Here is a 14912-nt window from a genome sequence, read left to right on the forward strand (position 1 = left end):
TTTTTTAGTGTTGAATAAAAGTATCAAGGCATTACTTACCCTAGTATTTCTGGGAAGTTTTTCACAAATAAAGGCACAAGACAGAGTACCATTTGACCAGGGCAAAAAATACATCTTAGCCAAGGTTGAATTGACCAATAAAATCAGTTTTAACGACCAAACAGTAGTCACTTTTGCAGGTTTACAAAAAGGGCAGGAAATCACAGTACCCGGTGAAGAAATCAGTTCGGCAATCAAAAAACTGGGGAAACTGGGACTTTTTGACGAAATTTCGTTTTACGTTAATCGCATTGAGAACGACAGCATCTACCTGGATTTAGACATCAAAGAACTTCCTAAATTAAATGATGTAAAATTTGTAGGCGTTAAGAAAAGTAAAACCGAAGCTTTAATCAAAGACAATAGCCTCACAAAGGGCAAAGTAGTAAACGAAAACTTGATTACTACAACTAAAAACTACATCGAAAACAAGTATAAAAAAGACGGTTTTTTTAATACTAAAGTTAATATTAATACGGTAAAAGACACTTCAGCCATCAATCAGGTAAATATGGTTGTGAGCGTTGACAAAGGCGATAAGATAAAAATCAGCGCTATTGACTTTGAAGGCAACACCAAACTTTCGGATAAAAAATTGCGTGGTGCAATGAAAGACACCAAGCAAAAAAATCCTATTCGTTTATTGAAGGCATCAAAATTTGTCAAAGAAAAATACAAAGAAGATTTAGACAAAATAATTGAAGCTTACAAAGAAAAAGGTTATCGTGATGCCCGAATTGTCTCGGATACTGTAAGTTACAACAAAGACAAAAACACCTTAGCTATCAAAGTAAATGTTGAAGAAGGAAATAAATATTACTTTGGAAACATTAAATTCTTAGGAAACACTGTCTATTCAGATCAATTTCTAAACCGAATTTTGGGTATTAAAAAAGGAGAAACCTACAACGGAGTTTTACTTGAAAAAAGAATTGCCGATAAATCAAAACCTGACGGAGAAGACATTACCAATTTATACCAAAACAATGGTTATTTATTCTCTAACATCAATGCGGTAGAAGTAAAAACAGCCAATGATACTATTGATTTTGAAGTGAGAGTAACCGAAGGTCCTTTGGCTTATTTTAACCACATTACCGTAGTAGGAAACGACAAAACCAATGACCGTGTTATCTATAGAGAATTAAGAACCAAACCGGGAGAAAAATACAGTAAAGAAAATCTGGTGCGAACAGTGCGTGAAATAGGTCAGCTGGGTTATTTTGACCCTGAAGCTATTGATCCAAAATTCAAAAACGTGGATGGTGCTGCCGGAACAGTTGATATTGAATACAACTTAGTTGAAAAAGGATCCAGCCAAATTGAACTTCAGGGAGGTTACGGCGGAGGTGGTTTCATTGGAACTTTAGGACTTTCATTCAACAACTTCTCGGCAAGAAACATAGGAAACAAAGCTGCTTATAAACCATTACCAATGGGTGACGGTCAAAAAGTATCCTTACGTTTACAGGGAAGTACTTATTTCCAAACGTATAGTGTATCGTTCTCTGAACCTTGGTTTGGACAAAAAAAGCCAGTACAATTCAGTTCATCGATTTCATACAGTAAACAATTCTTAAACAACTTTATCACTTTTGACGTTGATAAATCCAGAAGTTTTAACATTTTTACCGTATCGCTGGGACTTGCAAAACGTTTAACCGTTCCTGATGATTTCTTTGTATTATCACAATCTGTAAGTTACCAACATTATGATTTGAATAATTACAATACAGGATTATTTACTTTTGGAAACGGATCTTCAAGAAACCTGGCTTATACCGTAGGACTTTCAAGAAGCAACAAAGGGGTAAATCCAATATTCCCAACTTACGGTTCTGAATTTAGTATTTCTGCAAAATTCACACCTCCTTACTCTTTATTTAACGGAGTTGATTATGGAGATTTAGAAAATCAGGAAGCTTACAAACTAAAATATGATCCAGATGCAGGATTAACAATTGACAACAGCAATGGAATTCCTACAGAAAACGACTATCTCAAAAGAACAAGTTCAGGAACTTATTTGAGAGCAAACTCTGCATCAGACGCTTCTGCTGATAACGCCAAAGTAGATCAAAAAAAATACAATTGGTTAGAATATTATAAAATTAAGTTCAAAGCGGATTGGTACACCAAAGTTTATGGTAAATTTGTTCTAAGAACATTAACTGAATTTGGATTCCTTGGTGCATACAACCAAGAGAGAGGTTTAGTTCCTTTTGAAAGATTTTTTGTGGGTGGAGACGGTATGGCAAACTTTGCAATGGATGGTAGAGAAACCGTTCAGTTAAGAGGATATCCTAACAGCTCATTAACACCACTTCAAAATGGAGCACAAGTTGGAGCCACAGTATATAATAAATTCTCTATGGAATTGCGTTATCCTATAACATTAAAAGCAGCAGCATCTATTTATGCACTGGCTTTTCTGGAAGCAGGTAATGCCTTTAACAATTTCAAAACCTACAATCCGTTTGACATCAAACGTTCAGCGGGACTTGGTTTAAGAGTATTTATGCCGGCATTTGGATTACTAGGAATTGATTTTGCGCATGGATTTGATGCCTTACCGGGATTAAATACTCCAAACGGATGGGAAACTCATTTCATTATTGGGCAACAATTTTAAAAATTGCTTAACTGATTTTCTAATACTTTAAAGTTATGAGAAAACATTTTTTATTGCTATTTTTAGCCGCGATTGCTGCAAACAGCCTTCATTCGCAAACTCGTGGAAACAGAGTGGGTTTTATTGACATGGAATACATTTTACAAAATGTAAAGAGTTATAACGAATCTAATTCGCTGTTAGAAGAAAAAGCAGAAAAATGGAAACAGGAAATAGAAGCTAAAAAACTAGAAATCAACAAGGTCAAAGAGGCACTCACCGCAGAGAAAGCTTTATTAACCAAATCATTAATCGAAGAAAGAGAAACAGAAATCAGCTTTCTGGAAAATGAACTATTAGAACTGCAACAAAAAAGATTTGGCCCAAATGGTTTACTGATGAGTCAGAAAACCTTATTAGTAAAACCAATACAAGACCAGGTTTTTACAGCAGTTCAGGATATTGCCGAAGCAAAAAAGTATGATTTCATTTTTGACAAATCCTCTGATTTAACGATGATTTTTGCCGACAAAAGATTTGACATCAGCGATCAGGTACTACGAATCATTACCCGAACTGAAAAAAGAGAACAGCTAAGCAAAAAAGAATTAGCAGCCGAAGAAGAAAAGGAAAACAAAGAAGATGCTATAGACGACAATCCAGGTCTTGCTGAAAGACAAAAAATCTTAGACGAAAGAAAAGCGGCAAGAGACAAGATAATGACCGACAGAAAAGCAGCCGTAGAACAAAAGAAAAAAGAATACGAAGAAAGAAGACAAAAAATCTTAGACGAAAGAGCCGCCAAAAAAAATGGCACGATTTCTGAAACAGCTAAAACAGAGGTTCAAAAAGTTGCAACTCTGGACGCTCCAACTGAAACTGAAATAGCCAAACAAAAGGCAGCAGATGCTAAAGCGAAAGCAGTTGAAGAAAGAAACAAAACAATTGAAGACCGTAAAAAAGAATTAGAAGAAAGAAGACAAAAAATTCTGGATGACAGAGCCGCAGCTGCTGCCGCAAAAAAAACAACAAGTTCGAGCGATACTAAAACTGAAGTTGTAAAAGACACAACAAAACCATCGCAAACGGAAGCAGAATTAGCCAAACAAAAAATAGAAGAAGCTAAAACAAAATCTCTGGAAGAAAGAAAAAAAATTATTGAAGATCGCAAAAAAGCATTAGAAGAAAGAAGATTACAAATTATTAAACAAAGAGACTCTATCAAAGCTGCTAGAGAAGAAAAATTAAAACAATAAATTAATTACTTAATATTTTAAAACCAATGAAACAAATTAAAACTTTATTAATTGCTGCTCTTTTCGTTTTTGGAGCAAACCAAACCATCAATGCACAAGCTAAGGTTGCCCATGTAGATACAGGTGAAATTATGTCAAAAATGCCGGCTATGCTTGATGCTCAAAGTCAATTAGAAAAATTAAGCACTACATACGACGCCGATTACAAAAAAATGGTAGAAGAATATCAGGCTAAATTAAAAAAGTATGAGGCTGAATCTACAACTGTAACTGAAGCTGTAAACACTGAACGTGGTAAAGAAGTTCAGGATATGCAAAAAAGAATTGTTGATTTTAGAGATAACGCTCAAAAAGAATTACAACAAAAAGAATCTGATATTGTAAAACCATTAATGGAAAAAGTGAGAGCTGCAATCCAAAAAGTAGGTAAAGCGAAAGGTTTCCAATATATTTTAGACAGTGCTAATCTTTTATTAGCTGATGGTCCAAACATCACCGCTGACGTTAAAAAAGACTTAGGATTCTAATCCACAATCTTATAAAATCAAAAAAACCGCTCTTTTATCTACACAGAATTGAGCGGTTTTTTTTATGCGTTATTTTTAGGAAAATTAATCTGTAGCTATTAAATTTGTTTCAATGGACAACAACAAACCAATAGGTGTTTTTGACTCCGGCATAGGAGGAACTTCAATCTGGAAAGAGATTCATAATCTTTTACCAAACGAAAAAACCATTTACTTAGCCGACAGCAAAAACGCTCCTTATGGTGAAAAATCCAGAGAAGAAATCATTAGGTTAAGCATGAAAAACACGGATTTTCTGCTTGACATGAATTGCAAACTCATTGTTGTAGCCTGTAACACAGCGACCACCAATGCTATATGGGAATTACGAGCAAAATACGACGTCCCGTTTATAGGCATTGAACCTGCCATAAAACCAGCCGCAATTAATTCCAAAACCCAAATTATAGGCATTCTGGCCACTAAAGGCACTTTGAACAGCGAATTGTTTCATAAAACAACTGAAATGTTCCAGCACATCAAAATCATTGAACAAATTGGCTATGGTCTGGTCGAATTAATCGAAAACGGTCAAATTGATTCAGCGGAGATGAACCAATTATTACATTCCTATTTACAACCCATGATTGAGGCCAACATTGATTTTCTTGTACTGGGCTGCAGTCATTATCCGTATCTCATCCCTCAAATAAGAACTATTCTTCCCGATCATATTCAGATAATCGATTCCGGTTTGGCCGTGGCAAGACAAACACAAAATCTATTAAGCCAAATCGGTTTTAATAGTGACAATAACAACCAGCCCATTTTTTATACGAATACCAATCCTAAAGTGCTGCAAAACATTTTAGGTGACAAGTATAATGTACAAGAAAAAGATTTTTAAACTATTCTATTTTTCTTTTTACAAACCAAATTCCGTCCAAAGACAGATTAAGCGATATTTTGTGATAATTCTCTTTTATCAATCCATTGCTAATCCTTCCTTTTTGTCCGTATGAATACGAAATATTAAGTGCCGAAAACGTATTTTCGATAGGCAGAGAAATCCCAAAAGAAACCGCCTTATTTTCAATTCGTTTATTGTCTATTTCTAAAAAACCGCTATCATAATTCAACCCGGCCGAGAACTGAACCCTATCAAAATAATTCCTTAGATTTTTTCCTTTTCGAAAAGAAAATCCTAGTTTAAACTTATCCTGATTGAGATAACTTCCATACATTGCATTCTGATTGGTATTTTCCCAAAAAGCTTTCTCATAATCGGCGCTTATGCCAAATTTGTTCTTAAACATTTTATGAAAACCAACTGAAAATTCGGTTGGTAAATAGTAATCATCTACATCGGAACTGGCTTGAGATTCTATTGTATTGGAAGCTTCCAGATCAGCGTTATAACTCACCACCGATTGAACCTTTGTAGCATTGACCTGCGAAGGTGATTTAAAATTAGCACCGATGGTAAAAGTAGAATCAACCTTAAATTGTGCGCCCACATTTAACCGAACACCACTATAACTGGATTCCTTATCAATTGTAGTAACCGAATTACCAATTAAATACTCCCTGTTATCCGTTGTACTTCCAAAAAGCACTGAAGTAACTAAACCCAAAGCTAATTTTTTACCAATTCGATGTCCGTAAGAAATATCAAAATTGTTCAAACCTCCAGTTCCTGTTGCACTCAAAGTATATTCTTCATTGCTATCCTGTATTGGCAATTTATAATCCGATATTTTAAATCCTGCACTGGAATATGGTTTCAAAGAAAGACTAACCGCTGATTTTGAACTCAATGGAAAAGCAAATGCAATATGTGAAAACTGTACGTTATTTCGATTTTCTTTTTTAGACAAATTTTGATAGGAAGTTTGAATGGCCTTCCCTCCTACATCAAACAAAAAGTGATTTTGATACATAAATCCTAAAGAAGCCGGATTCAAATTATTAATAAATCGCTCCGATGGCAAGGCTACTCCCGAAGAACCCATAGCTGAAATGGCTCCAAAATCAGAATCATACAAACTTCCTAAACCATAAATCGAATAAGGAGAACTGGACAAACTTTGTGAAAATGTGCTAAAAGAAGCCATCATCAAAAAGAATAAAAAGGTGATTTTATTTTTCATCTAATAAGAGATATAATAAATTTTCAATTGAATTTTATTTCCGATATTTTTTTGATTCCCTAAAACCAATCTGTTAACCGCCTTAGAAATATTGGGAATAGTTAAAATAAGTGCCGACCTGTCATCGGATTGCTTCGTCATTTCAGTTTGCATAAAAGTCCCCAAAGGAATACTGTAACCAATATTTTCATCAAATTCATCTTCGGTTTTATTCAGCACAGCATAAATAGGAGTTCCAGCCGCCGAATTGAGTGTACCCCCTATTCGGTTTAACTGATCGGCAACAAATACATTTAATGAATCTGCCAATGGATAAGTTTTAGAATAGGTATTATTCACCGGACGAATAATTAACTGAGCATCAACAATAGCACCTTTTTCGGTTATGTATTTTAATTCTTTTATATTCGGAAAATCAACTCTGCAAGCCAGTCCGGTTCCCGATTGAATAAAAGATTGATTAGCAGTTAAATTTGCTGACAAACGCCCTGTAGTTCCGGGTAATTCACTTAAAACAGTACCCGTCCGGTCTAAGGAAATTCGATTAAACTGTTTCGCATAATCACTAATGGTAAATTCTTTTAAAATTGAGGTTTCCGAATCGGTTACTTTTTTTGAATAATAGAGCTGAAGTTTACTTGTAACTCCATACCCTATTACACAGCCTGAAGTTGTTGTCAGTGATTGAATAGTCAGCCCCTTAAAATACTCCACAAACTCTTCCTGAGTAGTAATTTCTCTCTTCTTGAGTTTTTGAAAAAGAGCATCCCCAAAAGTATTATCCAATTTAACAAAAATAGAATCCTGCCGGAGTGGCTGTGGCAAAAATGAAGCTGTACCTAAACTCACTACGTCATAACTCAAACTCGAATTATTATAAAAATTATCATCTTCTGAATTAGGCTTCACTTTTTGCAATAAACGATGAACACTAATAGATTGTACTTTGGTAGTATCACCATAATAATACTTATCCGGGATTAAAACCATTCGAATGGAATCAAAAACATAATTAGCTCCTTCGGTATCCGAACTGGTTGTTTGTAAATTATAACCCGAAGATGTGAGCTCGAAATAACTGTCTGATTTTACTTTTCCAAAAATGGGATCATCATAATTCCCTAAAAGTATTCTGCTTTGATTAGACGTAACCAAGGAATCAAAATTGATGGTCGAAACTTCAACCGTTGCAGTATCAATCAAAATCACTTTATTAGTCACCGATAAATTATCTGAACCCACTACAAATTCTCCCGCATCTACATCAGAATCACACGAAACAAAAAGCACTCCAACAAACAATAGGATAAACAATCTATACATATAACATTTTTGGACAAATATAGCAGAGCACTATTTACAAAGCCTAACAACATATACAAGCGGGGATTTTGCGTCTATAAAAGCTGATTTTTAATCTACAAAACAATAAGCGCCATGCAAATTGAATTCAACCGGACAAATCCTCAATTTGTCTATAAAAAACAGTCATCCATATATCTTCTTTTTTTAAAATAGACAGAGCAGCTACTTTTGGCTCAATAAAAAAATAAATGAAGTTAAAAGTAATTACAACTCTGATTTTTATGATGTCAATTCCTGAGATAACTGCCCAAAGCAACTATTCACTTGAATTGAATTTAAAGACAATTCCAACCCGGGAAATCACCAAAAATGAATCCGGAATTGGCTTTTATTTTCATCAAAATTTAGATTCCAAAAACAAAATCACAAACAGTCTGACATACAAAAACAGTAGTTTGAATTATAGTTTGCACAATGATGTTTCCGAAAACAACAATAAATACAACTGGATAGAAAACAAACTGGTATTGACACATCAAATAAACAATAAAATCAATTGGGATTTAGAATTGAAAACTGTAGCTTCTTTTGAAAATAAATTAAATATCCCTGACATCACCCTCCTTGGAGGTGCAGGAATTGGTTATGCTTTTAACGAAAAAAACAACATCCATCTGGGAGTACAAAGAATGACCGTTTTCGGCAAAGCTCAAATACTTCCTACGTTTGCTTTTCAGAGTCAGTTCAATTCCAATACATCCATTGAAATCGGATTCCCAAATTCAAGCATTCGCTATTCCAATAATGAACGAAACGCTTTCCGACTAACAAACGTATTTGATGGTGAATATTACAATCTGGATCAGCCAAAAGTGATCAATAATCTAAGCGCAACTAAAATAAGTTTCTCCCAGATGACCACTGCATTAGAATATGAGAGAAATGTTGACAGCAACTGGTATATGAGTTTTCAGGGAGGCTATCAATTTGACAAAAAATACACATTAACAAACAATAGAGGAACAACAAAATATAATTTCGACGCTAATGATGGTTTCCTCTTTAACATTGGCATAAAATACAAACAGTAACAAATAAAAAAATTATGGCTATTTTAAAAGGAAGAACGTTAATCACCATGCTGTTCATGGGATTAGTATTTGTGGGTTGCAGCAATGACGATGAAGAAGAATTATTAGGAAACTGGATTAAGAAATCTTCATTTGACGGTCCTGCCAGATCCAGTGCAAGCAGTTTTGTAATAGGTTCTTATGCTTATGTTGCTACAGGATACACGGGTGATGAGTACTTAAAAGACCTTTGGGCATACAATTCGGATGGCGATTATTGGGAACAAAAAGCCGATTTTACAGGAGTGGCACGAAGTTCTGCTTCCGGATTTGAGTTAGACGGAAAAGGATACATAGGTCTTGGATACGACGGAACCAATAAACTAAAAGATTTCTTTCAGTATAATCCGGACACGAACAGCTGGACTCAAAAAGCTGATTTTGCCGGAAGTGCACGCTATTCGGCTGTAGGATTTCAAGTGGGAGGAAAAGCCTATTTTGGAACCGGATATGACAACAACTTCCTAAAAGATTTTTATCAATACGATGCTAATACCGACAGTTGGACACAGGTTAATGGTTTTAGCGGAAATAAACGACGTAATGCTTCGGTTTTTATTATTGACAACAGAGCTTATCTGGTAGCAGGAATCAACAACGGCACTTATCAGGTCGATTTCTGGATGTTTGACCCAAGTACCGAAACCTGGACTAAAAAACGTGATATTGACCAGGACGATGATGACGATGAAACATACAACGACGATTATGTAATTACTCGTTCTAACGCATCGGCATTTTCAATAAACGGATTAGGATATCTGGCTTGTGGAGAAAGTTCTAAAACCATTTGGGAATACAATCCCTCAACTGATGTTTGGCAAGAAAAAACAGCACTGGAAGGAGCAGGAAGAACCGATGCAATAGGATTTTCAATCAACGAAAGAGGTTTTGTACTATTAGGAAGATCAGGTTCTTCTTATTATGATGATGTATGGGAATTTAAACCACTGGAAGAACAAAATGACGATGATAATTAACACAAACACAAAATTCTTCCGGAATCACATCCGGAAGAATCGTTTATTCTTTGCGTCAATAAGCTGTTTACTACTTTTAATAGCCTGTAACAACAAACAAGACTTGAGCTTAGAATCCATAAAAACACCAACTGGCTGGGGATATGTGATTAAAAAAAATGACAAAATTATGATCAGACAATCTATAATTCCTGTCATTCAAGACGTCAAATCATTTGAAAATGAAGAAGATGCACTGAAAACAGGGAATTTGGTTTTAGACAAATTGAAACAACAAACATCACCCACAATTACAAAAAAAGATTTAATTTTATTGTCAATTAGAATCTAAATGAACATAGAGGGAATTACAAACAACAATACTAACAAAATACTGATACACAGTATTATTTGGTGCTTTTTAATAATTGCCTCCTTACTGCCGTTTTATCAAAATTTCACCAGCATTAATGCCGAATTTTATATCCAATGGTCCAGTGGTATTGTATTGTTTTATGCTAACTACTTTTATTTTGTACCCAAATTACTTTTACAAAAAAAACACACAGCATATTTAGCAATAATAGTAAGCCTTGTTACGATTTTAAGCTGTATTAAAATTTTCTATTTCAGCCCTGATTTTCATAAACCGGAAATGGCTCAAAGAATATTTGACATTAATGGAAAAGAAATCATTCGGGATAAAATTTTTCAAAAAAAACCTCCATTTTTCTTTAAATTTTTTCCTTCTTTATTTTATTTATTCATTGTTTCGATTAGCACTTTAATCAAAACACTTTCAGAATTTTACACTAACGAACAAAACAAATTAATTTCTGAAACCAATAAAACATCAACAGAATTAAACTATTTAAGAAAGCAAACTAATCCACATTTTCTGTTCAATGCCTTGAATAGTATTTATTCATTAGCCTATAAAAAATCCGATTTAGTTCCGGATGCTATTGTAACTTTGTCCGAAATGATGCGTTATATGTTGTATGAAACCGACAACAAAGCTGTATCTTTAGAAAAGGAAATCAACTATATTAAAAACTATATTGATTTACAAAAATTGCGATTAAACAACATCGAAAACATCTTTTTAAACATTCATGGCGATACCAGAAACAAATTAATTGAGCCTTTATTACTGATTTCGTTTATTGAAAATGCTTTTAAATATGGAACCGATTATAAAGGAGCCGCTTTTGTAAAAATCAAAATCAGTATAGAAAATAATATCCTGGATTTTTGGATTGAAAATAAAATTGAAAACCAAATCAAAGACCCAAACAACTCCGGAATTGGTTTAACCAATATTAAAAACAGACTGAATATTTTATATCCAAACGCACACCAACTGGCTATTGAACAAACGGATAACAAATACAGCGTTCATTTGAATTTAGAATTAGAAACATTGGAAAAATAAACATGATGAAGTGTGTAATTATTGATGACGAACCCTTAGCGGTTGATTTAATCAAAGAGTTTGTAAGCAAAGTAGAAAGTCTCGAACTCATCAATACTTTCAATAATGCTATTGATGCCATCGCGATGATTAATACTTCCAATGTGGATTTGATTTTTTTAGATATAGAAATGCCACATTTTTCAGGTATCGATTTCCTAAACGCCATTGACAAAAAACCTTTAGTAATTTTCACAACAGCTTATTCCGATTATGCTGTAGAAGGATTTAATCTTGGCGCCGTCGATTATTTGGTAAAACCAATTCCTTTTAATCGTTTTTTAAAATCGGTTATGAGAGCACAACAACTATTTCTTTCTAATAAAACAGCTCCGACAACTGCTACTCTTCCGACGGCTACTTCTGAAACAGAACCTGATTTTATGTTTGTGCGTTCAGAATACGAAAATGTAAAAATTAATTTTTCAGATATTTTATTTATCGAAGGATTAAAAGATTATGTAAAAATATACACTACTGATAATAAATACACCCTAACTTTAACCAGCTTAATCAAACTGGAAAACACACTTTCCTCTAAAGGTTTTGCCCGAATTCACCGCTCGTATATTATCAATATCAAATACGTGAAATCCATACAAAAAAACAAGGTATTAATTGCCGACAAGCGAATTCCTATCAGCGAAAGCTACAAAACCGCTTTCTTTGAAAAAATTAATTTGTAATTATTCCTGTTCTTTAAACCAACTGGAATACAACAAATAATTTTCGGCAATACGCTCAATCTCGCCCGCAAAACTAGATTGGTTGATATCTTTTACTTTCTTAGCAGGCACTCCCGCCCATATAGAACCTGAAGTGACCACGGTATTTTGAGTAATTACCGCACCTGCTGCAATAATAGAATTACTTTCGATAGTACAATTGTCCATTACTATAGCTCCCATTCCTATTAAGACATTGTCCTGTACCACACAGCCGTGAACTATTGCATTGTGTCCAATTGAAACATTATTTCCTATTATCGTTGGGTATTTTTGATAGGTACAATGAATAACGGCTCCATCCTGAATATTGACTTTGTTGCCAATTTTGATATAATTCACATCACCTCTTACTACTGCATTAAACCAAACACTGCAAGAAGCTCCAAAAGTAACATCGCCAACAATGGTAGCATTTTCAGCTACATAACAATCCTCAGGAATACTGGGTGATTTCCCTTTAACCGCTTTTATTATCATTTCTAAGTGTAAATTATTTTATACAAATGAATTTATATTAAAGTTCTCCCGATAGTTCGGGACTGGTGTAATGCCGATGTAATATGAAAATAGTACTATGCATTGGACTATTGAATATACAATCGGTATTAGTTGATTGCAGGACAGTGACATTCGTATTTTTCACGTTTGCAAAACAAATTAAGACCTAATGTAATTTGGTGAAAACCACCTGTACCAAATTTCACATCTCCTCCCAATTGAGAATAGGTATAAGCAAACATAAAATTATTGTAGTTCACACCTAAAATAGGGGTAATAGACTGGTATCTTTGTCTTGATGTTCCATTGCCGTTGTTAAATTCAGCTCCGTCAAAACTGGTTCTGTACGACAAACCGGCCCATAATGTACCAAAATCCATGGCTTTGTATGCTTTCATATTAAGATCAATAGCCTTTTCAGTAGTTTGGCTAGTATATTGAAACAACACCGAAGGTTCCCATAAAATTCGGTCTCTGTCACCAAAAATATAGCCTGTGCTTAAAATAAATTTTCTCAAATTATCACTTTCATATCCGGAATAAATCTTACGTCGGGTTTCAATTGCATTTTTAATAGTTCCGTGTACATAAAAATCCAAATAGTTGTAAGACATCCCAATATCTACATTAAAATAAGACGCTTTTTGAACAATTGTCCCGTCAACTATTGGATCAAAATCTCCTGATTGTATAAAAGAAGTCTCATCCAACTGACTTTGAATCAAACCTCCGCTAATACCAAAAGACAACTGATTCAAATCGATTTCATCTCTGGAAAACATCAAATGATAAGCATAAGTCAGTTTCATTCCTTTTTGAGAATGATAACCATTTTTATCATTGAAAAGAATAATTCCTCCACCGGCTTTCTCGCCTATTCTGCCGTTATAACTTAAGGTTTGAAGCGAAGGTGCATCTTCCTGGTCAAACCATTGTTTACGGGCTGTTAATCTCAGTTTAGCACAATTAGAAGCTCCTGCCATCGAAGGATGCAGCAGGTAATAATTATCTGAAAGATAATCTGAATATACAGGAATACCTTCCTGAGAATAGGAATACAAACCAATAAAAAAACAGATTAAAAAATAGTTGAATTTAGTATTCATGTAATAGATTATATTCATCAGGATGCTTTATAAAACAACCAAAACTTTAGCCAAAAACTAAAGTTAAGTTAATTTATTCATTAATAATCCAAATATAGTTAATCATAGAAAATAACTTTACTAAATTTGTAAAAATTTACAAAAATCATGACAAAAATAACCGTTAAAGAAACACAAAACCCTACGATATTAAAGTTTGAATTTGAGGATTTTATTACCAGAAACGAAAGTTTTGAGTTTAAAAACATAGATGAAGCCAAATCTTCTCCTCTTGCCCAACAATTATTTTATTTACCATTTGTAAAAACCGTTTATATTTCGGGCAATTTTATTGCTATCGAAAGATTCAGCATTGTAGAATGGGACGATGTTAAAGAAGCTGTTGCTGAGCAAATTGAAAACTTTGTAAACAATGGAGGTGTCATTATTAACCTTGATGACAACAAACCTAAAAAACAACCCATTACAGTTTACGGAGAAACAACTCCAAATCCTTCGGCATTAAAATTTGTAGTAAGCAGAATGCTGACTAAAAACGCAGTCGAATATAAAAACATCGACCAAACTGCTTCTTCACCATTGGCAAAAGAATTATTCAAATTTCCTTATGTGAAAGAAATTTTCATTGATGAAAATTATATTTCTGTAACCAAATACGACTTAAACAGCTGGGACGAAATTACCTTAGAACTAAGAACTTTCATCAAACAATATATTGAAAATGGCGGAATTGTACTTGATGACAGTGTTGTAATCAATGCCGAAAAGCAAGAGCAAATTAAAAACGAGGAGTTCGAAAAACTGGATGTTACTTCGCAACAAATCATCAATATCTTAGAAGAATACGTAAAACCCGCAGTAGCTGCCGACGGTGGAAATATTGCTTTTGAATCTTATGACGAAGAAAGCAAAACAGTAAAGGTAATTCTTCAGGGAGCTTGCAGTGGCTGTCCTTCTTCAACTTTTACCTTAAAATCAGGAATCGAAAACATGTTGAAAAGCATGCTAAATGATGACAGAATTCAGGTTGAAGCTATTAATGCTTAAAACAGCCCCTCTTAAAAAGCAAAAAGCGTTTCGATTGAAACGCTTTTTTTATGATCTCGAATCAGAATATAACATTTAGTTTATCATTCCGATGAAGGAGGAA

At 34.1% G+C, this 14912-nt stretch carries 14 protein-coding genes; 10 read left to right on the top strand and 4 right to left on the bottom strand.

All coding sequences use genetic code 11. From position 1 onward, the window contains the following. Positions 1-7 precede the first annotated feature (7 nt). From IEV84_RS09540 to murI, 4 genes are all read left to right on the top strand, one after another. The gene (locus IEV84_RS09540) at positions 8-2671 is read left to right on the top strand and encodes a BamA/OMP85 family outer membrane protein (protein ID WP_229732649.1); all 2664 of its coding nucleotides are present in this window, start codon (positions 8-10) and stop codon (positions 2669-2671) included. Between the two features lie 35 nt (positions 2672-2706). After that, complete coding sequence (locus IEV84_RS09545) at positions 2707-3906, top strand: OmpH/Skp family outer membrane protein (protein ID WP_188494062.1); 1200 nt, start codon at positions 2707-2709, stop codon at positions 3904-3906. Between the two features lie 26 nt (positions 3907-3932). Further along, positions 3933-4433 carry an OmpH/Skp family outer membrane protein gene (locus IEV84_RS09550; RefSeq protein ID WP_188494063.1) on the top strand — a complete coding sequence of 167 codons (501 nt, stop codon included), beginning with the start codon at positions 3933-3935 and terminating at the stop codon, positions 4431-4433. A gap of 112 nt (positions 4434-4545) precedes the next feature. After that, positions 4546-5319 (top strand): glutamate racemase, encoded by a 774-nt coding sequence (gene murI, locus IEV84_RS09555; protein WP_188494064.1) that lies wholly within the window; start codon positions 4546-4548, stop codon positions 5317-5319. Between the two features lies 1 nt (position 5320). On the opposite strand, the gene bamG is transcribed toward murI, so the two are convergent. Both bamG and IEV84_RS09565 read right to left on the bottom strand, forming a co-directional pair. Then, complete coding sequence (gene bamG / locus IEV84_RS09560) at positions 5321-6562, bottom strand: BamG family beta-barrel-assembly machinery protein (RefSeq protein WP_188494065.1); 1242 nt, start codon at positions 6560-6562, stop codon at positions 5321-5323. Further along, positions 6563-7885 carry a DUF4270 family protein gene (locus tag IEV84_RS09565; protein WP_188494066.1) on the bottom strand — a complete coding sequence of 441 codons (1323 nt, stop codon included), beginning with the start codon at positions 7883-7885 and terminating at the stop codon, positions 6563-6565. Positions 7886-8115: 230 nt separating this feature from the next. Here IEV84_RS09565 and IEV84_RS09570 point away from each other — a divergent pair, with 230 nt between their 5' ends. The 5 genes from IEV84_RS09570 to IEV84_RS09590 all read left to right on the top strand — a co-directional run bounded on the left by IEV84_RS09570 (position 8116) and on the right by IEV84_RS09590 (position 12116). Then, positions 8116-8958, top strand: a complete 843-nt coding sequence (locus IEV84_RS09570; protein ID WP_188494067.1) for a DUF6268 family outer membrane beta-barrel protein — start codon at positions 8116-8118, stop codon at positions 8956-8958. Between the two features lie 14 nt (positions 8959-8972). Continuing rightward, entirely contained in the window at positions 8973-9977 is a 1005-nt protein-coding gene (locus IEV84_RS09575) for a Kelch repeat-containing protein (protein ID WP_188494068.1), read from the top strand. Positions 9978-10080: 103 nt separating this feature from the next. After that, positions 10081-10308, top strand: a complete 228-nt coding sequence (locus IEV84_RS09580) for a DUF4907 domain-containing protein (RefSeq protein ID WP_229732650.1) — start codon at positions 10081-10083, stop codon at positions 10306-10308. Next, positions 10309-11391, top strand: coding sequence for a sensor histidine kinase (locus IEV84_RS09585; protein WP_188494070.1), 1083 nt, complete (start codon positions 10309-10311; stop codon positions 11389-11391). A 5-nt stretch (positions 11392-11396) separates the two neighbouring features. Then, positions 11397-12116, top strand: coding sequence for a LytR/AlgR family response regulator transcription factor (locus IEV84_RS09590; protein ID WP_188494230.1), 720 nt, complete (start codon positions 11397-11399; stop codon positions 12114-12116). Here the strand turns inward: IEV84_RS09590 and IEV84_RS09595 are convergent, their stop codons facing one another. Both IEV84_RS09595 and IEV84_RS09600 read right to left on the bottom strand, forming a co-directional pair. Then, entirely contained in the window at positions 12117-12635 is a 519-nt protein-coding gene (locus IEV84_RS09595; RefSeq protein ID WP_188494071.1) for a gamma carbonic anhydrase family protein, read from the bottom strand. 128 nt (positions 12636-12763) lie between these two features. Continuing rightward, entirely contained in the window at positions 12764-13762 is a 999-nt protein-coding gene (locus tag IEV84_RS09600; protein WP_188494231.1) for a PorP/SprF family type IX secretion system membrane protein, read from the bottom strand. Positions 13763-13909: 147 nt separating this feature from the next. On the opposite strand from IEV84_RS09600, the gene IEV84_RS09605 reads away from it, so the two are divergent. After that, the gene (locus IEV84_RS09605) at positions 13910-14809 is read left to right on the top strand and encodes a NifU family protein (protein ID WP_188494072.1); all 900 of its coding nucleotides are present in this window, start codon (positions 13910-13912) and stop codon (positions 14807-14809) included. Positions 14810-14912 lie beyond the last annotated feature (103 nt).

Origin of the sequence: Flavobacterium palustre, assembly GCF_014639535.1 — a bacterium.
Taxonomy (GTDB): domain Bacteria; phylum Bacteroidota; class Bacteroidia; order Flavobacteriales; family Flavobacteriaceae; genus Flavobacterium; species Flavobacterium palustre.